This is a genomic window from Citrobacter sp. Cpa228 (assembly GCF_030333085.1).
Classification (GTDB): Bacteria; Pseudomonadota; Gammaproteobacteria; order Enterobacterales; family Enterobacteriaceae; genus Citrobacter; species Citrobacter pasteurii.
Genome location: NZ_JAOWGQ010000056.1, coordinates 209,519 through 232,898, shown reverse-complemented (window position 1 = coordinate 232,898; position 23,380 = coordinate 209,519). Strand labels below are relative to the sequence as shown.

General features: G+C 52.1%; 21 protein-coding genes and 1 pseudogene. 16 read left to right on the top strand and 6 right to left on the bottom strand.

Going from position 1 to position 23,380, the window contains the following annotated elements; genetic code table 11:
• The 16 genes and pseudogenes from OGX91_RS22950 (at window position 1) to pphA (ending at window position 16,399) form a co-directional block, all read left to right on the top strand.
• The gene (locus OGX91_RS22950; protein WP_155021181.1) at window positions 1-585 is read left to right on the top strand and encodes a phage tail protein; all 585 of its coding nucleotides are present in this window, start codon (window positions 1-3) and stop codon (window positions 583-585) included.
• Window positions 582-980: a phage minor tail U family protein gene (locus OGX91_RS22945; RefSeq protein ID WP_286627396.1), complete on the top strand. Its 399-nt coding sequence runs from the start codon at window positions 582-584 to the stop codon at window positions 978-980. Before OGX91_RS22950 ends, OGX91_RS22945 begins: the two co-directional genes overlap by 4 nt.
• Window positions 981-987: 7 nt before the next feature.
• Window positions 988-1,731 carry a phage tail protein gene (locus OGX91_RS22940; protein WP_286627395.1) on the top strand — a complete coding sequence of 248 codons (744 nt, stop codon included), beginning with the start codon at window positions 988-990 and terminating at the stop codon, window positions 1,729-1,731.
• Window positions 1,732-1,741: 10 nt separating this feature from the next.
• Window positions 1,742-2,173, top strand: a complete 432-nt coding sequence (gene gpG / locus OGX91_RS22935) for a phage tail assembly chaperone G (RefSeq protein WP_286627394.1) — start codon at window positions 1,742-1,744, stop codon at window positions 2,171-2,173.
• Window positions 2,170-2,487 (top strand): annotated as a pseudogene (locus OGX91_RS22930) (phage tail assembly protein T); the annotation flags it as partial. The gene gpG and the pseudogene OGX91_RS22930, both read left to right, overlap by 4 nt.
• A complete protein-coding gene (locus OGX91_RS22925) occupies window positions 2,480-5,620 on the top strand; it encodes a phage tail tape measure protein (protein ID WP_286627390.1) in 3,141 nt (1,046 codons plus the stop codon). The pseudogene OGX91_RS22930 and the gene OGX91_RS22925, both read left to right, overlap by 8 nt.
• 3 nt (window positions 5,621-5,623) lie before the next feature.
• Window positions 5,624-5,971 (top strand): phage tail protein, encoded by a 348-nt coding sequence (locus OGX91_RS22920; protein ID WP_286627389.1) that lies wholly within the window; start codon window positions 5,624-5,626, stop codon window positions 5,969-5,971.
• Complete coding sequence (locus tag OGX91_RS22915; RefSeq protein WP_286627388.1) at window positions 5,968-6,723, top strand: phage minor tail protein L; 756 nt, start codon at window positions 5,968-5,970, stop codon at window positions 6,721-6,723. The genes OGX91_RS22920 and OGX91_RS22915 overlap by 4 nt, the downstream gene beginning before the upstream one ends.
• 1 nt (window position 6,724) lies before the next feature.
• The gene (locus OGX91_RS22910) at window positions 6,725-7,435 is read left to right on the top strand and encodes a C40 family peptidase (protein WP_286627386.1); all 711 of its coding nucleotides are present in this window, start codon (window positions 6,725-6,727) and stop codon (window positions 7,433-7,435) included.
• A 30-nt stretch (window positions 7,436-7,465) separates the two neighbouring features.
• Window positions 7,466-7,861: a hypothetical protein gene (locus tag OGX91_RS22905; RefSeq protein WP_286627385.1), complete on the top strand. Its 396-nt coding sequence runs from the start codon at window positions 7,466-7,468 to the stop codon at window positions 7,859-7,861.
• 44 nt (window positions 7,862-7,905) lie between these two features.
• Window positions 7,906-8,511: a tail assembly protein gene (locus OGX91_RS22900; RefSeq protein ID WP_286627384.1), complete on the top strand. Its 606-nt coding sequence runs from the start codon at window positions 7,906-7,908 to the stop codon at window positions 8,509-8,511.
• Between the two features lie 52 nt (window positions 8,512-8,563).
• A complete protein-coding gene (locus OGX91_RS22895) occupies window positions 8,564-11,785 on the top strand; it encodes a TipJ family phage tail tip protein (protein WP_286627382.1) in 3,222 nt (1,073 codons plus the stop codon).
• 2 nt (window positions 11,786-11,787) lie between these two features.
• Window positions 11,788-12,732 carry a DUF6453 family protein gene (locus OGX91_RS22890; protein WP_286627381.1) on the top strand — a complete coding sequence of 315 codons (945 nt, stop codon included), beginning with the start codon at window positions 11,788-11,790 and terminating at the stop codon, window positions 12,730-12,732.
• A gap of 9 nt (window positions 12,733-12,741) precedes the next feature.
• A complete protein-coding gene (locus tag OGX91_RS22885) occupies window positions 12,742-14,145 on the top strand; it encodes a phage tail fiber protein (RefSeq protein WP_286627380.1) in 1,404 nt (467 codons plus the stop codon).
• 693 nt (window positions 14,146-14,838) lie between these two features.
• The gene (locus OGX91_RS22880) at window positions 14,839-15,669 is read left to right on the top strand and encodes a GIY-YIG nuclease family protein (RefSeq protein ID WP_286627378.1); all 831 of its coding nucleotides are present in this window, start codon (window positions 14,839-14,841) and stop codon (window positions 15,667-15,669) included.
• A gap of 88 nt (window positions 15,670-15,757) precedes the next feature.
• Window positions 15,758-16,399, top strand: a complete 642-nt coding sequence (pphA, locus tag OGX91_RS22875; RefSeq protein WP_286627377.1) for a protein-serine/threonine phosphatase — start codon at window positions 15,758-15,760, stop codon at window positions 16,397-16,399.
• Here the strand turns inward: pphA and OGX91_RS22870 are convergent, their stop codons facing one another.
• From OGX91_RS22870 to yebS, 6 genes are all read right to left on the bottom strand, one after another.
• Window positions 16,400-16,591 carry a YdfD/YebW family protein gene (locus OGX91_RS22870; RefSeq protein ID WP_005120744.1) on the bottom strand — a complete coding sequence of 64 codons (192 nt, stop codon included), beginning with the start codon at window positions 16,589-16,591 and terminating at the stop codon, window positions 16,400-16,402.
• Window positions 16,592-16,732: 141 nt separating this feature from the next.
• The gene (locus OGX91_RS22865) at window positions 16,733-17,419 is read right to left on the bottom strand and encodes a LysR substrate-binding domain-containing protein (RefSeq protein ID WP_286627375.1); all 687 of its coding nucleotides are present in this window, start codon (window positions 17,417-17,419) and stop codon (window positions 16,733-16,735) included.
• Window positions 17,420-17,550: 131 nt separating this feature from the next.
• On the bottom strand, window positions 17,551-17,787 hold the full coding sequence (locus OGX91_RS22860; protein WP_029139506.1) for a YebV family protein: 237 nt from the start codon (window positions 17,785-17,787) through the stop codon (window positions 17,551-17,553).
• Between the two features lie 100 nt (window positions 17,788-17,887).
• Complete coding sequence (gene rsmF / locus OGX91_RS22855) at window positions 17,888-19,309, bottom strand: 16S rRNA (cytosine(1407)-C(5))-methyltransferase RsmF (protein ID WP_286627373.1); 1,422 nt, start codon at window positions 19,307-19,309, stop codon at window positions 17,888-17,890.
• 138 nt (window positions 19,310-19,447) lie between these two features.
• Window positions 19,448-22,081, bottom strand: coding sequence for a PqiB family protein (locus OGX91_RS22850; protein WP_005120749.1), 2,634 nt, complete (start codon window positions 22,079-22,081; stop codon window positions 19,448-19,450).
• Window positions 22,050-23,333, bottom strand: coding sequence for a membrane integrity lipid transport subunit YebS (gene yebS, locus OGX91_RS22845; protein WP_040232382.1), 1,284 nt, complete (start codon window positions 23,331-23,333; stop codon window positions 22,050-22,052). Before yebS ends, OGX91_RS22850 begins: the two co-directional genes overlap by 32 nt.
• Window positions 23,334-23,380 lie beyond the last annotated feature (47 nt).

The following is a 23,380-nucleotide window of genomic DNA, read 5'->3' as shown; positions in this document are numbered from 1 at the left end:
ATGTCGATTAAAGGCCTTGAACAGGCGATTGCTAACCTCGACAGTCTGGATAGAAATATGGTTCCCAATGCCAGCGCGTGGGCCGTAAACCGTGTTGCGGCCAACGGCGTATCGGTTGCCACCCGAAGGGTGGCAAAGGAAACGGTAGCCGGCGATAACCACATTACGGGTATCCCATTAAAACTGGTCAGGCAGAGGGTGAGAGTCAATAAAGCTTCTGCAACCGGGCACTCTGCTGCGCGGATCAAGGTCAACCGGGGCAACCTGCCGGCGATCAAACTTGGCGCTGCACAGGTCAGGGCGACCAATCGCAGAGGCCCTCTCGTGCGTAAAAGCAGCGTGCTGAAAATTGGTCGTTATGTGTTTCGTGATGCCTTTCTTCAGCGTCTGGCCAACGGTCGCTGGCATGTCATGAAACGTATTGCAGGCAAAAGCCGTTACCCCATCGATGTAGTCAAAATTCCTCTGGCCGCGCCGCTCACCACTGCCTTTGAAGCAGAAAAGAAACGCATGCTTGAAGAGGAAATGCCGAAACAGCTTGGCTACGCCCTGAAACAACAACTGAGGCTACACCTGACGCGATGAAACACACTCTGATTCGCCAGAACATCATTAATGTTCTTGAGGAAAAAATCGAAATAGGTGCCGTTTTTTTTGACGGTCGTCCGGCAGCTATCGAAGAAAACGACTTTCCTGCCGTAGCAGTTTATCTGACTGATGCCGAATGCACCGGAGAGGAGCTGGATGCCGATATGTGGGCGGCGACGCTGCATATTGAAGTGTTTCTTCCCTCGCAGGTGCCGGATTCGGAGCTGGATGAATGGATGGAAAGCCATATCTATCCCGCTCTCGCTGACGTTCCCGGCCTGGACGCACTGGTCACTGTCATGGTTCCGCAGGGGTTTGATTACCAGCGCGATGATGCCATGGGGCTGTGGAGTTCCGCCGATATGAAATATTCAATCACTTACGAAATGTGAGGCCACTATGCCAACACCAAATCCTCTGGCTCCCGTAAAAGGCGCCGGTACCACACTCTGGCTGTACACCGGAACGGGTAACGCTTTCGCAAATCCACTCTCGGATATCGACTGGAACCGCCTGGCGAAAATTAAAGAGCTGACGCCGGGTGAAATGACCGCCGAATCGTATGACGACACCTACCTTGATGATGAGGACGCCGACTGGAACGCGACCGCTCAGGGCGCAAAATCGGCAGGTGATACATCACTTACGCTTGCCTGGAAGCCGGGAGAGCAGGGACAGAAAGAACTGGTCACCTGGTTTAACGATGGTTCCGTCCGGGCGTACAAGATTAAATATCCGAATGGTACCGTCGACGTTTTCCGCGGCTGGTGTAGCAGCCTGGGTAAAGCTATCCCGGCAAAAGAGGTTATTACCCGCACAGCGAAAATCACCAATACCGGCAAGCCAGAACTGGCTGAAGAAAGTGGTTCTGCGCCCATTGCGGTTACAGGCGTCACGCTGGATAAATCCACGGCAAGCGTCGTTGTTGCGGCGACCACCACGCTTAATGTGACGGTTAATCCAGCCAGTGCATCGGATCCTTCGTTCCGGGTTGCCACATCTGATGGGACCAAAGCGACCGTATCTGTAAGCGGCAGCATGATCACCGTAACGGGTGTGGCGGCCGGCACCGCTGACATTATTGTTATGACCAGCGACGGCAATTTTGTTGCAGTCTGCAAAGTCACTGTCAACGTTTCCTGAGGAGGGGGCTATGTTCCTCAAAAAAGAACCATTTAACTATCTTGGTGAATCCACCACGCTGAATGAGCTGTCAGCGCTTCAGCGTATTGAGTACCTTGAATTTCTGGCAGCGGAAGAAAAGACACTCGGTCATGCAAGCGACATCATCAGCGATCAGGAAATGACTGCCCGCCTGGTGGGTTCAAACATCCGCTGCGGTGCGCGCGTGATCGCACTTTCTCTCTGGCATAACGATCCCGCAGGTCCTGACGAAGACGCACTTTACCAGCAGGTTCTCAAAGGCTGGCCGCCAGAAGCGATCGGCAAGGCTGAAATGCACGTTAAGTTGCTCTCCGGCATGCTTGTTCCGGTTGAGGATGACAACTCTGTCGATCCGGATGCCCCATCAGAGGCTGAAGGTACAGAAGGCGTTACGGCGGAAAAGCCCTTGCCAGCGAGCTGAAATTTGTCCTGAATCTGGCGCGCGAGTTCGGGCGACCCGACTGGCGCGCTATGCTGGCTGGAATGACTTCCGGTGAGCTGGGCGACTGGCACCATTTCTACCGGGATCATTATTTTCAGGACGCGCAACTCGATGCGCATTTTTCCGGGCTGCTTTATTCCATCTCTTCTCTTTTCTTCCGCGATCCGGAACTTACCCCCGCGCATTTCAGCCTGCTTTCTCCTTCCGGAAGCGCCATCAGTGATGATGAACCGGACGATGACGCGCTGATGACCGCCGCCGAGGGGATATCAGGAGGTACACGATATGGCCCAGCAGATTAGCGATCTCGTTATTAAGCTGGATGTTGACCGCGCCAGCTTCAGTGAGCAGATCGCCCGAATCAAAGGGCAACTGACCGGGATGGCGGATGAATCTGACAAAGTCCAGGGGCGTATGCAACGCGCTGCTGACCGTCAGAGCGAGGCATTAAAAAGCGTGGGTGATGCCGGTGCATCTGCTGCGGCCGAAATGAAATCCCGCCAGGCGGACGCCACAGAAGGGCTGACTCAAAACTGGAAAAAAGTATCTAAATCCGTTGATGAAACATACCGCCGGGTGTCTGACCTCAGCCAGCGCATGCGTGAGAATGACGGCCAGGCGGCTGTGCTCGCCAGGCGGCAGGATGAACTTGCTGCATCTTTTTTTCGCCAGATAGACAGTGTTCGCCAGTTGAACGGGGAAACACTGTCTCTCACTAATGTGCAGGCACGCTTTCGTGCCGCAAGGGCTCAGGGAAATATTACCCAGCAGGATTACCTTGCGTTGATTTCCCATACGACAGCCCGGCAGAAAGAGCTTCAGATTGTCGAAGAGAAAGCAGGGATTGCGCGGGCACGTTTTCTCCGTCAGCTAAAGTCTCAGGTTGTGGAGCAAAAGCTCTCCGGTACCGAACTGTTGCGAATGAAGGCTGCACAGGTTGGAGCCAGTGATGCCGCGGAAGTTTATATCCGCAAGCTCGAAGCGGCTAAAGTGGCCACACATGGACTGGGTCTGCAAAGTGCTGCAGCGCGTCGGGAGCTGGGCGTGCTGATGGGCGAAGTCATGCGCGGTAACTTTGGTGCCCTTCGTGGTTCCGGTATTACGCTGGCCAACCGTGCCGGATGGATAGACCAGCTGATGACTTTACGCGGGCTGGGTATGGCCGGCATGGTTGGTGGTATCGCTGCGGCGGTTGTCGGGCTGGGTAAGGCCTGGTATGACGGCAGCAAAGAGTCTGAGGAATTTAATAAACAGCTAATACTGACCGGGAATTATGCCGGGAAAACATCCGGTCAACTGCAGGCGCTGGCGCGTTCGCTGGCAGGTAATGGCATCACACAGCATGCTGCTGCAGGCGTGCTTGCGCAGGTTGTGGGGAGTGGTGCCTTCAGTGGTAACGACGTCAGCATGGTCAGCAACGTTGCGGCCCGGCTACAGGAGGCCACCGGGCAGGCTGTAGACGAAACCATTAATCAGTTTAAGCGCCTGAAAGACGATCCGGTGAATGCGGTTGTGGCGCTGAATGATTCCCTGCATTTTCTGACGGCCACGCAGTATGAACAGATTGCATCGGCTCAAAAATTGGGAGACTCGCAGAAAGCCGCAGAGCTTGCCATGCGCGCTTACTCGGATGCCGTCATTCAGCGCGCCGGTGCGGTGAAGGATAATCTCGGCACGCTGGAAAAAGCCTGGGACTGGGTGAAGCATTCCGCCAGCGGCGCATGGGATGCGATGCTCGGCGTGGGGCGTAATCCTGATTCTGCAATGAAGCGCCAGGACTCTTTTGCCGAATGGCAGGCGGCGGAAAAAGAATACCGCGTGCTGTCAAGTAATCTGAAGGTTGATCCGAATTACTCCGGTGATAATCCGCTTCAAAAAGCGGATGCGGAAAGACTGCAAAACGCGCGTCAGCAGGCTGAACTCAAAAAACAGGCCTATGACCTTGCCGATAAGGCGTATGCCCAGGAAGGGCTCGCTGCTGCGCGGGAAAAAATGCGAACGGACCAGCAGACTCAGGCCATCCGGAATCAGCAGCAGTTTAACCAACTGGTGGATTCCGGCTCTACGGCAGCTGAGAAACGCGCTGACGCAGAGAAAAAGCTCAACCAGCTCATTGCGAAAAACCGCCAGGATGCCAAAGACGGCATTGCCACGTTATGGACCGACAAAGATATTGCTGCCGCCCGGGCCGGTATTGAAAAGCAGTGGAAGGATCCTAAAACGCCTAAAGGGAAAAGCTATTCCACTCCTGCCGGCGACAGAGCAGAAGAGAAAGCGCAATCCGAGCTGCTGACGCTGCAGGCCCAGCTTAAAACGCTGGAGCAGCATACCAGCGTTAACGACGTTATCAGTCAGCAGCGAAAGGACCTGTGGCAGACGGAAAACCAGTATGCGGTTCTGGAAGAAGCCGCTGGCCGTCGCCAGCTGTCTTCGCAGGAAAAATCGCTGTTGTCCCACAAGGAAGAAACGCTGGAGTACAAACGGCAGTTGGCGGATATGGGCGACAAGATTGCCCTCCAGCAGAAACTGAATGGCCTGGCGGATCAGTCGGTGAAGTTTGAGCAGCAGCAGCGCGCAGCGCAGGCAGGGCTACGCGCGCAGGCACAGGGCGTTTCCGGTCGTGAGGCGGGGCGCGAGTCCACGCTGCAGCGTCTTCGTGAAACCTACTCTGCGAATCCGCAGGCGCAGCAGAAGGTGCTGGAAGCCCAGCGGGCAACCTATGAAGCCGAGGATGCGCTGCGCGCTGACTGGCTGGCCGGGGCAAAACAGGGGTGGGCAGAATATCAGGACTCCGCCACCAACGTGTTTACTTCCGTTCAGCAAATTTCTCAGGCTACCTTCAGCGGATTATCAGGGCAACTGACCAGCCTGATGACCACCGGGAAAGCCAGTTTTAAGGATTTCACCAGCTCTATTCTGAAGATGATTGTTGAAGTCATTAACCAGCTGATGGTGGCCTATGCCGTACAGCAGGCAATGGGATGGGTCAGTGGTAGCGTCAGCACGCCGTCTTCTGGCCAGTCATTTGGCGTGCCGTCTTATCGGCCTTCCGGATATGACGTCGGCGGTTATACCGGACACGGCGGAAAGTATGAGCCTGCCGGTATTGTCCACCGTGGCGAATTCGTTTTCACCAAGGAGTCTACCAGCCGTATCGGCGTCTCCAATCTCTACCGACTTATGCGTGGTTATGCCTCGGGTGGCCTTGTCGGCGGTGGTGGTGCGGCTTCTTCTCCGATGGGCGTCAGCGTTTACGCGCCTGTTTCGGTCACCACAGCGCAGTCCGGCGACCAGAAACAACAGCAGGGCAGCGGCGATGCACTGACCAGGGCCTATCAGAAGGTGATCGATCGCTCTATCCGCGATGGTATTGCTAAAGAAGTCCGTCCGGGGGGGATTATCTGGAGCGCCAACAAACAGAGGTAAGCGATGGCCATAGAGCATTTTACATGGCGGATCCAGGCAGCGAGCCAGCCAACGCTCAGCAGCAAGGATACCGTCAGAACGGCCCAGTTCGGCGATGGGTACAAGCAGGTCAGCGGGGCCGGTCTGAATGATGAGGTGCTTAATTATGCCTTCTCATTTACAGGTGATCCGGCTACAGCCAGGGACATTTATGCCTTCCTGCGGCGGCATAAGACCAAATCCTTCACCTTTACCCCGCCGGGCAGCGAATTGGCGCTCTGGCGGGTTGCGGCGGACAGTCTCCAGCGCGTCACCGCCAACAAAAGAGTTGAAACCGTTACAGCAACCTTTGAACAGGCCTTTGCACCATGAGTCTTAACAGCGATTATCAGAAACTGGAGCCGGGTAACACTATCCGGCTTTTTGATGTCGATGGCACCGCATTTGGTGTTTCCGACGTTCTCCGCTTCCACGCCCACAATATTGCCCACACCCCTGATGAAATCTCCGCTGCTGGTGGAAATGAGAATAAGCTGCCGGCGAAATCGATCTGGTGGCAGGGACAGGAATATAAAGCATGGCCCTGCCAGATAGAGGGTATTGAAACCTCAACCGATGGCAGCAGTGCTCAGCCTAAGCTGTCGGTCGCTAACCTGGACAGTTCCATTACGGCGCTGTGCCTGGCTTACGATGACTTACTACAGGCGAAAGTGACCATTCACGACACGCTGGCACAGTATCTTGATGCAAAGAACTTTCCTGGCGGTAATCCTTCAACTGACCCAACGCAGGAAAAACTGAAGGTGTTTTACATCGATGCAAAGAGCAGCGAAACCAATGAAGTAGTTGAGTTTACGCTTTCCAGCCCGATGGATCTGCAGGGACTGATGATCCCGACGCGTCAGCTACATTCGCTTTGTACCTGGTGCATTTGCAACAAGTACCGCTCAGGGGATGGTTGTGACTATGCCGGAACCCGCTATTTCGATAAGCACAACAACCCGGTTGATGATCCGTCGCTGGATGAGTGCAACGGGACGCTGACGGCGTGCAAACTTCGGTTCGGCGATGGCAACGAGCTGCCGTTTGGCGGTTTTCCGGGGACTTCACTGATCAGGAGCTGATATGCGTCAGAAAATTATCGATGCCATTATGGCGCACGCTGCCGCTGAATACCCGCGGGAGTGTTGCGGCGTAGTGGTGCAGAAAAGCCGGGTTGTGAAGTATTTCCCGTGCCGGAATCTGGCGGCAGAACCGACGGAGCATTTTCATCTGTCTCCGGAGGATTATGCCGCGGCGGAGGACTGGGGCACGGTGATAGCTATCGTTCACAGCCACCCTGATGCGACGACGCAGCCGAGTGAGCTGGATAAAGCGCAATGCGATGCAACGCTGTTACCCTGGCACATCGCCAGCTGGCCGGAAGGCGATATTCGCACCATTCAGCCGCGTGGCGAGCTGCCGCTACTCGAGCGGCCGTTTGTGCTGGGTCATTTCGATTGCTGGGGGCTGGTGATGAGCTACTTCCGGCAGACGCATGGTATCGAACTGACAGATTATCGCGTCGATTATCCCTGGTGGGAAGACAGTTACCCTGAAAACTTCTACCACGATTGCTGGTATGAATGCGGATTTCGTGAATTCAGCGGCGCACCGCGGCCAGGTGATATGGTTATCATGCAGGTCCAGGCTAATAAGTGGAATCATGCCGGGATACTGCTGGAAGGTAACATGTTACTCCACCATCTTTATGGCCATTTGAGTCAGCGTGTACCCTATGGTGGATACTGGCAGGAACGAACGATGAAGATCGTCCGGCACAAATCTCTGTGCTAACCTTCTGGTTTTACTGAAGGGGATAGGGATATGAAGGCTTTAATACCACTATTTGTGATTTTAATGACAGGGTGTGTATCAAAACCATTTGAAAAGACACCTACGATTTATAATCAAGAAATCACAACTGAATCTCCAGAATTAACAAAAGTTCGGGTTCATCGCGTTGAGCAGCTATCTGGGGTTGCTTTAGGTGAGGAATGTCCGTTAGTTTTGAAAGTGGATGAAAAAGAGGTTGCAGGTTTACAGCAGAATCAATATGTGGATGTGTTTGTTCCGAAAGGTATTCATTCATTTTCTGTTAGATTCAAATGTGCATTGACTGCGTGGCGCAAGTCTTTAGATGTAAACGCTGATGGGAGTTATCAGGAATATAAAACTGAAACTGGAGCAGCGGGTCAATACCGAATGTGGCGTGTAAAATGACAAACAAAGGTCGCAAATAGCGGCCTTTTTTATTGGAGTAATCCATGAAAGAAGTAATGGCAAGAATAGAACTTGGCGGGGTGCTGGGCAAAACGTTTGGTAAAACGCACTATCGATTAATAAGCAAAACCCAAGAAGCTGCACGATCGCTGGCCGCAACAATTAATGGCTTTGAACAGTTTTTGATTTCGAGTAAAAAACGTGGGCTGACTTATGCCGTATTTCAGGGAAATAAAAACTTAGGTGAAGATGATCTTGGATTTCCTGTGACTGGGGAAGTAATTCGAATCACCCCAGTAGTTATTGGCAGCAAGAAAGCTGGTGTATTACAAACCATACTTGGCGCTGTGCTAGTGGTGGTTGGGGCTGTTGTAGGGGTAATGACTTCTTGGACTGGGGTTGGTGGGGCTATAGGTGCTGCTATGGTCAGCTCTGGTATTGGCCTAATGGCTGGCGGTGTCATTCAAATGCTCTCGCCTCAGGCTCCAGGGCTTTCCAGTAAGCAGGATGCCGACAACCGGGCATCTTATGCGTTCGGTGGTGTGACCAATACCGCCGCTCAGGGCAATCCGGTTCCACTCCTTTATGGTAAACGACGCATTGGTGGGGCCATCATTTCAGCCGGGATCTACGTCGAAGATCAGCAGTAGAATTTTTCCTCTCCTAACGACCACCTGACGGTGGTTTTTTTATGGGCGCAATATGGCAGATCAACCTATTAAAGGGAAGAAGGGGGGCTCCTCATCATCCCGAACTCCTACCGAACAACCTGATGACCTGCAATCGATCGCCAAAGCCAAAATATTGATGGCGCTGGGTGAAGGCGAATTTGCTGGTGGGCTTACGGCGAAAGATATTTATCTGGATGGAACACCGCTGGAAAACCAGGACGGTTCGCAAAACTTCAGCGGGGTTGCCTGGGAATTTCGCGCCGGTACGCAGGCGCAGAATTATGTACAGGGGATACCGGGTTCAGAGAATGAAATCAACGTCGGTACGACTATCAAAAGCGGTACCGCCTGGACCCATACGTACACCAATACTCAGTTGTCGGCCATTCGTATTCGCCTGAAATGGCCCTCGCTCTTTAAGCAGGAAGATGATGGTGATCTGGTTGGCTACTCCATCAACTACGCCATTGATCTGCAGACTGACGGCGGAACCTGGCAAACGGTGCTGAATACCAGCGTCACCGGGAAAACCACCTCAGGCTATGAGCGCAGCCACCGTATTGATCTTCCGCAGGCTGGAACCACCTGGACAATCCGGTTACGCAAGATTACCGCCGATGCGAACAGTGCGAAGATCGGCGACACGATGACGCTTCAGAGCTACACCGAAGTTATCGACGCGAAGCTGCGCTATCCAAACACCGCGCTGCTCTACATCGAGTTTGACTCAAGCCAGTTCAATGGCTCCATTCCTCAGATTTCCTGTGAGCCGAGAGGGCGCGTTATTCGCGTTCCTGATGTCTATGATCCTGAAACCCGAACCTACAACGGGACCTGGTCCGGTGCGTTTAAATGGGCCTGGACGGATAACCCGGCCTGGATATTTTACGATCTGGTGGTCACCGACCGCTTTGGTCTTGGCAACCGTCTGACGGCTGCCAATATCGACAAGTGGTCGCTTTATCAGGTAGCGCAGTATTGCGATCAAATGGTGCCGGATGGAAGGGGTGGTAACGGCACGGAGCCGCGTTATGTCTGCAACGTGTATGTGCAGGACAGGAATGATGCTTACACCGTGCTGCGCGACTTCGCGGCTATCTTCCGCGGGATGACCTACTGGGGCGGGGATCAGATCGTCTGTCTGGCAGATATGCCGCGTGACATCGATTACAGCTACACCCTGGCGAATGTCATCGACGGCAAGTTCACCTATTCCAGCAGCACGACCAAAACGCGTTACACCACGGCACTTGTCTCCTGGTCCGATCCGGATAATGCCTATGCTGATGCGATGGAGCCGGTATTTGAGCAGCCCCTGGTTGCCCGGTACGGATTCAATCAGCTTGAAATGACGGCCATCGGTTGTACGCGGCAGTCTGAGGCAAATCGTAAAGGTCGCTGGGGCATCCTCACCAATAACAAAGATCGGGTTGTGTCGTTTGATGTTGGTCTCGATGGCAATATTCCCCAGCCTGGCTATGTCATCGCAGTGGCTGATGAATTGCTCTCAGGCAAGGTTATGGGGGGCCGTATCAGCGCTATCAACGGTCGCGCCATCACGCTGGACAGAAATGCAGATGCAGTCGCGGGGGGCCGGTTGATTCTGAATCTTCCCTCTGGCGCATCGCAGAGTCGAACGATTCAGTCAGTGAATGGCAATGTGGTAACAGTCACCACGGTATACAGCGAAACACCGCAGCCCGAGGCTGTTTGGGTGGTTGAGTCCGACTTGCTATACGCACAGCAATATCGTGTTGTCAGTGTCACCGATAACAATGACGGAACCTTTTCGATTGCAGGTGTCTGGCATGATCCTGATAAATATGCGCGTATCGATACCGGCGCTATCATCGACCAGCGCCCTGTAAGCGTTATTCCTCCGGGTAATCAGAAAGCTCCGGCAAATATCGTCATCGACAGTTATTCCGTTGTTAACCAGGGCATCAGCCTTGAAACGATGCGTGTGAACTGGGACAAGACCGATAACGCGATTTCTTACGAGGCCCAATGGCGGCGTAACGACGGGAACTGGGTGAACGTGCCGCGTAATTCCACCACCTCCTTTGAAGTCGCCTCTATTTACTCCGGGCGCTATCTGGTCCGGGTGCGGGCCATTAATGCTTCCGAAATTTCCAGCGGGTGGGGGTATTCAGAAGAGAAAACCCTGACCGGGAAGGTCGGCAATCCTCCGAAGCCGGTTGGTTTCACGACGACGGCTATCAACTGGGGTATCCGCCTTAACTGGGGATTCCCGGCGAACACTGCCGACACGCTGAAAACTGAAATTCAGTACACGGCAAACAGCGATTTTTCCGATCCATTGCTGCTTTCTGACGTGCCATATCCTTCATCGGAATACACCCAGCTTGGGTTGAAGGCAGGGCAGGAATTCTGGTACCGCGCTCAACTGGTGGATAAGACCGGGAACGAATCAGGATATACCGACTGGATCCGCGGCATGTCCAATGATAACGCCGATGATTATCTGGGTGATATCGCAGATGACTTCCTGACGTCTGATGATGGCGACCGCCTTACGGGGGATATTGATACCAACCTTGAAGGTATTCTGCAGAATGCGCTGGCCAACCATGGAACGGTAGAGCACCAGTGGGCGCAGTACGGTGAAGTACGCGCGGATATCCTGGTGGTTAAAACGACGGTCGCCAGCGTGGACAAGGCGATGGCCGAGCTGTCAACGCAGGTGCAGGCGCAGATTGAGGACGTAACCGCCTCACTTGAGGATAAGCTCACTGCCACTGTTGACGCTTCAGGAGCTACAGCGATTCATACCCTGAAAGCCGGAGTGCGTATCAACGGTATTTTTTACAGTGCCGGGATGTCGATTGCAGTGCTGGCAGAAGCGGGTAAGCCGGTAGTAACCCGCGTCGGGTTTAACGCTAACCAGTTCGTCCTGATGAGTGGCAGCGGTGATACGCAATATTCTCCGTTTGCTGTTGTTAATGGTCAGGTGTTTATCAGCTCAGCTTTTATCGGTGAGGGAACAATCACGAATGGCAAAATTGGTAATTACATTCGCTCGAATAATTACCAGGCTGGCGTGTCAGGCTGGAATATTCCAAAAGATGGATCGCCAGAGTTCAATAACGGGACATTTCGCGGCTCGCTTTATGCCAGCAGCGGGAATTTCTCTTTTAACGGTGTAAATAACAAAGTCGTAATCGATGGTTATGGAATTCTCGTTAATCTGACAAATGGTGGAAATGTTCAGGTTGGAACATTCAGGGGGTAATAATGGCGGAGGGAATTTTTATTAATTATAACGATGGCCGTCCGGTGATGGCAATTACTGCGGGGCTGCGGGCCCCCAGTTTTTGCACAACGTTCTCGGGCTGGTCATCCCAGCCAATGCAGTACCCGGTATACACGCCACTGGTTCCAGGCTCTCAGGTTATTGTGATACCCACCAATCCTGTCTACACCTACTCATTTGCTGAATTTGATGTCGCCATTATGACGGGGGTCACCCGGAACGGGGACTCCGGGGTCATCATTGGCGCAGAGACAATCGGGGGTAAATCCCTTACTCCGGACTGGTCCGGCTACGTTATGGAACTGCTGCCTGCAGCGACTTATAACGAAGGGTTACTGGTTGCGAACTCTACCGACTTCACCGCCATATCTAATCAGGCTGCGCTGATGACCTGCGCCTGGTCCGGGCGCATCACGGTTAACGGCAGTGCTGCGCTTCCGGTGAGCGGCATTCCTTTTGGGAAATGGGATAACCCGAATGTATCGGTGGGATTTGATGGCGGCAATATTATCGTTCGCGATATCTCCTACACAGGGCGGGACGACGTGGCCGGAACGGCGACCATAGACCTGGTGATATTCAATCAGACCGCACCTGTCGGCGGTGATGGCATCACGATGACCAACGCCGCTGGCCAGGTCACGTTCTCCACACTGAAACGCCCCTTTGTATATGACCGCCAAATCCAGATTACCGATGCATTCCAGGATATTGGCGGCGGGTTCTGCCAGATACTTTATACCGGCGCACAGGTCCGTATGGACGGCGGCTACGGGAACCTTCGTATAAAAGGTGTTGTGATGTCGGGCGGCAGCGTCAGGTCTGCCTATAACCGGGTTTTTGGTAATTACTTCAGCAATGGATGGGATATGACCCGTAACAGAAATATCACCATGCCCATTCTCATTATCCCGAACATGTACTGAGGAAAATCTATGTCAGCAGGAACATTAACCCTGAATAATAACTCTGCTGCGGTCGTTGGCAACGGAACCGCGTTTACCACAGAGGTGGCGGCCGGCGATTTTATTGTTGTCACTGTTGGCGGCGTTCCCTATACGCTCCCGATTAAATCAGTGGAAAGCGGTACAGCGTTGACGCTGGTCAGTAACTTTACCGGGCCAACACAGTCTGGCGCGGCCTGGTCAGCTGTTCCGCGCGTGGCGCTGAATATGGTGACCGCCGCGCTGGTGACACAGAGTGCTGAGGCGCTTCGCGGCCTGAATTACGACAAGCAGAACTGGCAGCAGTTTTTCACTGCTGATGGTGATGTCACTATGACGCTTCCAGATACCAGCCAGACAACGGGGCCATCAGCGAAAAAACTGATCAACAGTGTCAGCAATAAAGCAGATAAAACGGACCTGGGTAAAAAGGCAGATAAGACGGCTCTTGATGATTACGCTAAAAAAGGTGCTAACAGTGACATCACCAGCCTCAGCGGGTTAACAACGCCTTTAAGTGTCACTCAGGGTGGTACGGGTGGCAACAGTCCCGAGTCAGCCCGCCAGAGTCTGTCTGCCACGACAAACCGACAGTTAACAGACGGTAGTGGTGGTAGCTGGTATGCCGCGTTTACATCCAGGCGAGACTTCGCCATGTTCAGCTGGGGAGATACGAGCAACATCGGTCCCTGGGATGCGCCGGCAAAGTACAGTACTGTCAATTTCTTCCCGTCAACAGGAGATAATATTGGAACAGCGCTGGCCAGTAGCTGGGGTTCTGATAATGAATATTATCTGAACTCAAAGCGATCCGATAAAACGTCTTATGAGCAGTGGAAAGGCTGGTCACGACTATGGCATTCAAGAAACACAACCGTAGATTCTAACGGCTTCATCAAGCGATCATCCCCGGTAGTTAAGGTTTTCTCAGATGGACAATATGAAACCAATGAGGAATCAGAAGGGTGTGTTGTTGCACGCCTGTCTGCAGGGGAATACCTGATAAGTGGGTGTACAGGTCTGAATGCTGATGCGGCGTGGGGCGGGGTTGATGGTGGTTTTGAAATACCGGTTGATCGCAATAAACAGCCGCGTATCTGGCTGGATTACACGGTTAATGCTGACGGAACGGTGCTGATCAAAACCTATCACCGGGTTCACGCATCATCGCCATCATTTGCCCGAAACAGAATAGGAAACACAGATGAACACGGTGTGTTTACAGAAACGGTGACCGATGGTGAGCCAGTGGACATACCGACAGATGCGTTTGTCTCGGCTCGTGTGCAGATGCCATCAGACAGTATCTGGAACAGGAGTAATGACGATGCGATGGCGGCAATGAAAAACACTGAACTGGAGCTTGAGCAAATTCAGCAGGAGCCTCAGCAATAGGTAGTTGCCGCAGCGCGTCGCATGCAATGACGTCACTGCGGCATATTGTCCCTTAATCTGACACCAGCCACATATCTGACATTTCAAATATATCCTGGACGACTGCGCTAATCCGTTATTTCTCGTGTTTTCAGGCATCAGTTCGTTCTATTTTGGAAGGAAAAATTGTCAGAAACTGGTCCGAATATGTCCGAAATTTTGGCTAACTATATGATTTTTAATGCCCGAAAATACACCTTTATTTGTGTATTTTTAATGCAGGTGTTTGGTTATTGCATTGAAATTAAAGAAGAAAAAATAATTTTGGAAAAAACAGGAATCGTATTCGGTCTCTTTTTATGTCCCTTATAAACCAGCCAGTTATAGGACATAGCCCCGAAAAACACGAAAGATCCTCATCGGTTTCCGTAAGCTGTTACTACAATCTAAACATTTTCTTTCACACATCCAAGTACTTTTCGGTCCTTTTTTCTGGGTATCGGCGCCTTTACTTACAACTCGCGTCCCGGTACACGGACTTATCGGATAAAGAGAAAATATAACATTGGTCGTGTTTTATCAGTTAAGATAGCATCTTAACACATTAATAATTCTATTAATTCTGGGAAAATATAGTGTGAGGAACTCAGGGCGTGAATTTACGGGTGCACATTTAACTTTTAGTTATAGAATTAGATTAAATGGAACGAATGTATGAATGATTCAAGTGGCTATGTCTACATTCTGAAGAATGAAGCCTTTCAGAAAAGCCTCTTCAAAATAGGTTTCACAAAGAACATGCCAGAACAGAGGGCTAAGCAGTTATTTAACGGGATGACAGGCGTACCGTTGCCCTTTGATGTCGTGATGGCCTGTCAGGTAGGTAACTATCAGGAGGCAGAGAAGAACGTCCACGCGCGTCTTAAACCTTATCGGGTCAATCGCCGAAGGGAATTTTTTGAACTGCCCATAGAAATTTGCAGTAAGGTAGTTTTGGACGAATGTAATAAAATCAATGAACATCTGGGGTTAAACTATACTAATCCAGTTATTTTAGAACAAAAGGAAGACACAGTTATTGAAATTGAAGAATATCATCGCTCGGGATTTATTCTGTCGATTAAAGACCTTCTTGAGCAAGATAGCTACAATTCAACATTAACCGCTGATCAGAAAAATAGGATTGAGATATTAATGCTTGTTTTTATTGATGTATTTTATAATGATATTTCGAGGTGGTATGATGGCTTTATGAAAGATCATAACTCAGAAAAAGAAATACAGATATGGGAAGCATTGGCTAAAGCTTTTTGTAAAGCAAAACGATATTATGAGTTCAATGAATATAAACAAGTTGTTTTTGATAGCTTGCTTCTCCGTACTATTAATAGAAAAACATTTGTAATGAAGGCTATGGATTCTTTAAATGTACCGCGTGACCTTCTTTCGCGAATATTGGACTGCTATGAACTAAAACCGACACCGCTGGTTGTTGTTACCTCCAGAGGGAAAATGCTGAATGCCCAACTACATATGAATAATTGAACATTTGCTGCGCAAACCCTACGGTACAGTGCCTATTGCTGTTATTGCTAAACTTAATGGTGAGCGAAACAAGAATGCAGAAGGTCATATGGGACAGCCTGACAACGTCTACCAGAGGATAGAAGGTACAAACTGGCGTCACATCTGGGGCGTGGGAGATCTTCACGGCTGTTTTTCTATGCTGATGGATAAATTGCGCCAGTGTCGGTTTGATCCGTGGCGCGATCTGCTGGTTTCCGTCGGCGATGTTACCGATCGTGGGCCTGATAGTCTGCGCTGTCTACAGTTGCTTCGCCGAAACTGGATCATAGCGGTCAGGGGGAATCACGAGCAGATGGCGCTGGATGCGCTGGTAACGGGGGATCTGCAGTTGTGGTTTATGAATGGGGGCTCGTGGTTTGCCCAGGCAGCACAACCCGCGGCAAGATTTGCTCTTGAAGCCTGTCAGCAATTACCGTGGATTCTGGAACTGCATTGTCAGAATGGCGTACACGTGATTGCCCATGCCGATTACCCGGATGATGATTATCTGTGGCGAAAAGAGGTCGATTTGCAACGGGTGTTGTGGGACCGTGCGCGATTACTGAACAAAGGCAGTGGAATTCATGGCGCAGATCACTTTTGGTTTGGTCATACGCCTCTGCGTCATCGGCTTGATCGCGATAATCTGCACTATATTGATACTGGCGCGGTATTTGGCGGTGAACTAACGTTGGTACAGTTACAATAATTAGAAATCGCTATATTCCTGAGCAGGACGCCAGAAGCTGTCGATATAGTCTTCGGCCGGCAAGCATCCGCCGTTGCGAATGCGCTGATCGTCCATCGAAATTAGGCACTGCTGTTCCGTATTGTAGACATCAACCACGATATCTTCACAACCGCCATCCAGGTAGCAAACAAAAAGAATCAGCGTGAACATTCCATCCTCAAATTGTATTGCCGTATCAATAGTGTAGAAGAAAGTGCAGTTAATGGGGCGGGGGGAAATAAGTTAACGCGTCACTGTGTGCTCACTCGTGAAGGGCAGGGACGTTTCACCGGGCAGTTCGAAAGATTGCAACTAGTGGGTAAATTTTCTTACGGCCTCATCTTGCCTGTCGTTCCACAGCAGAGAATAGGTTCCGGTATCGATAGTCAAATCGCCAAATGGCGCAACCAGCCTTCCTGTTTTCAGGTGTTTTTCACAGAATAAATAGGGCATTACGACCAAACCCAAGCCATCTTCAGCCGCCTGCATTGCCGCAAATGTATGATCCAGCGTGATAATCTGGTTATTTTTATGATGATCATTTGGGAAATGGCTATGCCAGCGTTTCCAGAGATCGTTACGCGCACGAATTTGAATTTTTATATGATCGTCCAACTGATTTGGCGAGACGAGAGGTCGGCTGTGCAGGTACTGCTGGCTACAAACCAGCAGGCTTGATTCCCGAAGAAATGGAACAGGTTTAAGCCCGGAAAAATGCGCCGGATCCCGGCGAATCGCGATATCAAAGGGAGAGGCAAAGCTAACGGGACCAATGCTGGTGGTGACATCGACGGTGAGTTCAGGGTGGATTTCATTCAGCTCAGCCAGTCTTGGCATGAGCCAGTGCATGGCGAATGTGGGCAGGCATTGGATGGTTAACCTTCCCGAAAAGGTGTTAGCGCTGACCTCTTTTTCTGCCTGCGCAAGTTCATCGAGTAACCGTGTTGCGACACGGGAAAAGGTCTCGCCAGCACTCGTCAGCCTGACAGATGGATTCAACGCAAAGCTGGGAACTCGCTTATAGTGTTCTGGCTGCGGGAGGAACCATCGCTTTCTTCTCCGCCTGCGTACTTAGATTCAATTATTTTAACGCCAATAAATAACCCGTCTGGCGACGGGTTCTTTTTGAATCAGGCAAGGCGCATGATCCAGGCATCTGACTTACGATCGTAGTGCTCGCGAAATAGTACCGAATGTTCTCCGTTCAGAAGAGCCGGGACGCTGGTGTCGGCATCCCAGGCGTCCAGTTGCATACATAAATCCGGATCGGATTTACAGGGAATGGTTAACGTTCGGTCTCCTGGCGATTCGCCATGTAACTCGGCGTCGTCGATTTCAAAAGCGCCAATGCGCACACTGGTTTTCATCATCGTGCTCTCCGTTGATTTGCTGGTTGTGGTACGACCAGTTAGGCCGTCCATTTTTCAGCGTAGTCAACGTTAGCAAAAGCGCCAGTAAAAACGTGCGTTATCCTGTAAAGAGTTTGCCATCCCGGACAAGATCGCGTGGATAGCTATTCTTTAATCGTGAACCAATACGTTTTGCCAGGCCAAGCGGCTGGTGCTGGAACGTAACCAGCACGTCGTCGGTGGTCGGTGCGGTTTGTGGGTAGACATCCCGGCCGCGGTACCACTCCTCAGCTTCGGCAAGGGTCAGTTCAAACGCATGGCTGTGATTTGGGTTGGCGAGCGCGATGACGGCTTCATGTTGCCAGCGGTAGCCTTTATTGTGCGTTTCAGCCAGTTTGACGCCGAGTCGGGAAAAGCGGACTTTACCGATCAGTGGCTCAATTTCTGTTGGAAACAGCCAAATCTCTTTATCACGCTGCCAAAGGCGCAGAGTGTCTTGCCACTGCAATCCACAGGCGGTAGCGGCCTGGGTTATTTGTGCGGCTTCCCGGCTTTTCAGCGGGCTGAAGGGGAAATTTCCCACCTTATATTTCGGTGCAGGCAGTGCAGGGATAGGGGCAGTTTTTCGCAAACGTGCAACGAAGAAACCTTCGCAATCATAGATTTGCGGGAACACATGCAGGAACCCTTCCGGCGTCAGGGCGCGTTCGGCCTCGGGGAATAAATCGCCCAGCGGCAAAAATTCGACAGCATCCGGGTAACTATCAATCAACCACTGCATAACGTTTTCATTTTCGTCACGGTTAAGCGTACAGGTTGAATAAACCAACGTGCCACCGGGGCGCAGAGCGTGAAAGGCGCTGTCGAGCAGTTCGCGCTGAGTCGCGGCAATTTCCAGATTACTTTCTGGTGACCAGTTTTTTAGCGCGTCGGGGTCTTTACGCATCACGCCTTCGCCGGAACATGGGGCGTCCAGCAAAATGGCATCGAAGGATTCAGGCAACGCTGCGCCGAATACCCGGCCATCAAAATGGGTGAGTGCGACGTTCGCAATCCCGCAACGGCTGATATTGGCATGCAGAACTTTGACGCGGCTGGCGGAAAACTCATTCGCCAGAATTGCACCCTGATTATTCATTTTGGCGGCAATTTGCGTGGTTTTAGATCCGGGTGCTGCCGCAACATCCATTACACGTTGCGGGGTATTGCCTTCGGCAAACAACGCGGCGACCGGCAGCATTGAGCTGGCTTCCTGAATATAAAACAGACCGCTTAAATGCTCCGCGGTGCTGCCAAGCGGCAGTGACTCTTCATCATCGCGTTCGATCCAGAAACCTTCAGCACACCAGGGAACCGGAGTAAGCGACCAGTTGTAAGGCGCGGTCAGTGAGAGGAAATCGGCAACGGAGATTTTCAGCGTATTGACACGGATGCTGCGGCGCAGCGGGCGCTGGCTGGCAGCGAGAAAATCTTCAAAAGAGAGCGTGGAAGGCATTGCTTCACGCATTTGTGTCAGAAAGGCGTCGGGAAAATAAGCCACTTGGTACCACCGGCAAAAAAACAGGTGCGCAGTGTAGCATATACCCTAAATAATTCGAGTTGCAGGACAACTATGCGCCTACTTGAAGTATGACGAGGCTAACCGCTCCGGCGCGAGTACGCCGGAGCAGGGGAAAGATTAGCGTGGCAGGGCGGTTCCCCATTGACGCCATTCTTTCGGTTCGCTTTCGAGCAGCAGGAAATGTTTACCCGCCTGCGCTTTCGGTGCCAGTGGCGTACCTGGTGGGGTGGCAAACGCGATACCACCGCGAATGAACTGATTGAAGGTACCGGTCTTCACGACGCCGCCGGTGAGGCCGAAATCGAGGTTGTAGCCAGATGCCAGCCAGAACACAGAGTTATTGCGCACCAGGTGCTGGTAGCGCTGACTGATGCGCATGGCCACCATCACACGATCGGACAGTGAACCCAGCGTCAGCCCGGTGACGGTCCCTACTTCAATACCTCTGAACAGTACCGGCGTACCGATATTTAGCGAACCGGCTTCCGGCGCTTCCACCACAATACTCAGACCATCGAGGTAACGAGAGTCGGTAATAGTGGCTTCCTGCAGCTCAAAATCACGGCGCGGGTTGCCGCGTCCTGGTTCAACGTTGATATACGGCTGCAGGATGGTATCCAGATGCTCCACGCCCGCCGCCGAAATTTGCGGCGTGATCACGGAGAAGCGCGTACCGCTTCGGGCAAAGGTCTGCACATATTCCGGATACAGAACCGCTTTTGCCTGAACTTCGTTACGAGCGGTGATGAGCTCAAGCGTCTGGATCTGACCAATATCGATCCCCAGATAGCGAATCGGCATGCCAGCAGCGAGTTTACCGGCATCGAACGCGTGCAGGGTTATCTGACCCCCCACCGCACGCGCGGCGGTTTCGGAAGCATACAAAATACGCTTGTCACCTTTACGCTGGCTGGCGCTGGCACCGCTCAGGTTATCGAAGCTAATCGCCCCTTTGAGCGCCCGCGACAGGGGAGAGGCCTGTACGGTTAAACCGCTGCCGTTAAGCTGAACTTTTGCGCCACCTTCAGCCCAGAACACGCTGTTGCTGGTTAACAGATTGCGGTATTCCGGTTTGATATGCAGATCGATATCAAACGCATCGGCGCGTGGACGAACGCTAATCACTTCACCGACCTCGAATTTGCGGTAGAGCACCACCGAACCGGCTTGCACATCCGGCAGCGTTTCAGCGCTCAGGCTAACCGTGGTGGTTGGCAGATCGCTCAGGCTGTTTTCAATCGCTTTTTCGAGGTTGGCATACAGCGGATAGCTTTTTTGCATTTCACCTTTAGTACCGGGCAAAATGCGAATGCCGCCGCTGAGCCACTCACTGGCGCTGGCGCCGAGGAATTCCACGCCATCCAGCCCGACTTTGACATCCACCCGGCTGTTGACCACGAATTTACTGTCGCCTTGCACCAACGAGCGATGCTGCGGTTCGATGGCAACGGTGAATGAGACACCTTTGCTTGAGAGCGTACGTTCAATCACCTGACCGACCTGAACGCCGTGGAGAATCAGCGGCTGGCCAGCATCAATACCGTAACTCTCCGGTGCGGTCAGCGTAAATGTCATGACGCCAGGATCGTGTAACAACGACTTCTCTGCGGGAATAACAACAAACTGGCTACGCGGCTCGCCTTCGCCGGGGACCAGTTCAAACGTTTTACCCGTCAGCAGTGAGCTGAGATTGGCATCGTTTAACGATAATTTAGGACTGTGTAATTCAATCCGCGTGCTGTCGCGCAGCAGCGTAACGACGCTGGGGTCGACCGTCATTTCGCCGGTGACTTTACCGCCTGGATTTAAATCCAGTTTGGTGAGTTGGCCGACTTGTAGTCCTTGATACATCAGCGACGTTGAGCCAGCTTTGAGCCCGTCCCCGTTGGGTAAGTCAAGCTTGACGATTACCCCGCGTTGGCTGTGGGCGAGATCCTGGTATAACCCAAACGTGTCGTCGGCTGCGGCGGGTTTTGAGTCTTCAGGCGAATCAAAAGCAATGGCGCCATTGACCAGCGCGGCCAGACTCTCTAGCTTGATCTTCGCGCCACTGAGACTGACATCCGCATTCACACCGGACACGTTCCAAAAGCGGCTGCCTTTTTTCACCAGATTGGTAAATCGACGTTCAATCAGCACGTCGATAGTTACGCCCTGATTGTTGGGGTTGATAGTGTAATCATACACCCGGCCCACCGGAATCTTACGGAAATAAACCAACGAACCGCTATTGAGCGAACCGAGGTCAGGCGCCCGCAGATGCAACATCAAATCGCCATTATCCAGACGATATTTGGGCTGCGTGTCGAGGGCGACGAAATGATCTTCCGGCTCGCCGGTGCCCGGCATCATGCCGATATAGTTCCCGCCAACCAGCGCATCGAGGCCAGAAACGCCCGCCAGTGATGCCTTCGGCGTGACCAGCCAGAATTGTGTGTCCTTGCGCAGGGCATCTTTCATGGTGGACTTGATGCTGACGCGGACTTCAATTTTGCGCAGATCTTTACTCAGGCTGATATCCTGCACCGTGCCCACTTCGACACCCTGATAGCGCACGGGAGTCCGGCCAGGGACAATGCCGTCCGCGGACATAAAGTCGATGGTCACGGTATTGCCACGATCTTCATAGCTGCCCCAGATGAGCCATCCTGCAATCATCAGCGCGATGAACGGCAGCAGCCAGAACGGAGAGATACGGCGTTTGGTTTTAATCTGCGCTTCAGTCTGCGAAGCGGGCGTTTCCTGACTCATGTGCATCCCAAAGTAAGCGGCTGTCCAGCCATTCCACTGCAAGAATAGTCAATATTACCGCTGCACCGAAATAAAACGCAGCCGGTCCCATAGTAAAAGCAAGTATCTGATCGCGATTAATCAGCGACATGGTTAACGCGATAACAAAGAGATCCAGCATCGACCAGCGACCAATCCAGGTCACCATACGCAGCAGTTTTATGCGGGTACGCAATCCTTGCTCGCAGTTAAAATGGATGCTGATGAGCAACGTAAACATCACAATCACTTTGGTGAATGGCACCAGAATACTGGCGATAAAAACGATCGCCGCCACGCCGACGTTGCTGTTTGCCAAAGACATTATACCTGACAGGATAGTGTCTTCCTGCCGACCACCGTTGACATAAATTACCGAGATAGGCAGCAGATTAGCAGGCAAAAGCAGGACAATCGAGGCCAGTAGCGCCGCCCAACACTTTTGGATACTTTGATTCCTGCGCCAGCGTAACGGGATATGGCAACGCGGGCAGCGCCCCCGAGCGTCCGGATAACCTGTAAAGTGACAACCGAGGCAGACACGGAGCTTTTCATCAGGGCGACGGGCCGGTCTTTGCGGGTAAAAACGGTCCCAAAGCTGCTCTACGTTGAGGTGCGACAGCGTCAAAATACTGAGGATCACCAGCGCAATAAAAGCAAAAAGCCCCACACCTGGTTGCAAAAAAGCATAGTCCTGAACTTTGATTGACGCGACGCCAATGCCCACAAGATAGATATCGAGCATCACCCACTCTTTGAGCCTTTCCAGCATCAGCAGCACCGGGCGCAGGTTCATCCCGAGAATATTGCCAAACCACAGATACGCGATTGAGGTAACGAGAATTAGCGGTGCTCCAGCAACGCAAAACAGCACGAAAGATGCGGTGAGTGGGTCACCTTGTCGGGTCATTTGCCAGATGCCCTGCAGCACATTGGCGTCAATGCGTACACCTAATAAATAGATGTGCAGCAGCGGCTCTCCCCAGGCAAAGGGCATCAGCAGCAGCATGGTGAAAGCCATTGCCGCCAGCCGCGTTAGTGACCAGTCGCGTCCGTCACGAATTTTTGCCTGACAGCGTGGGCAAAATGCACTTTGGTGCGAACGCATTTTAGGCAAACTAAAGATCAGGTCACATTCAGGGCAGCGATGATAATTCGCACGAGGAAGTGCATCACCAATGGACCTGATGGCTATTTTTCTAGTCGGCGTGATGCGTGGATGAGTAAGGGCCATGTATCGCGAATCAAAGTGTTGAAGTAATGTTATCTTAACCCATGATG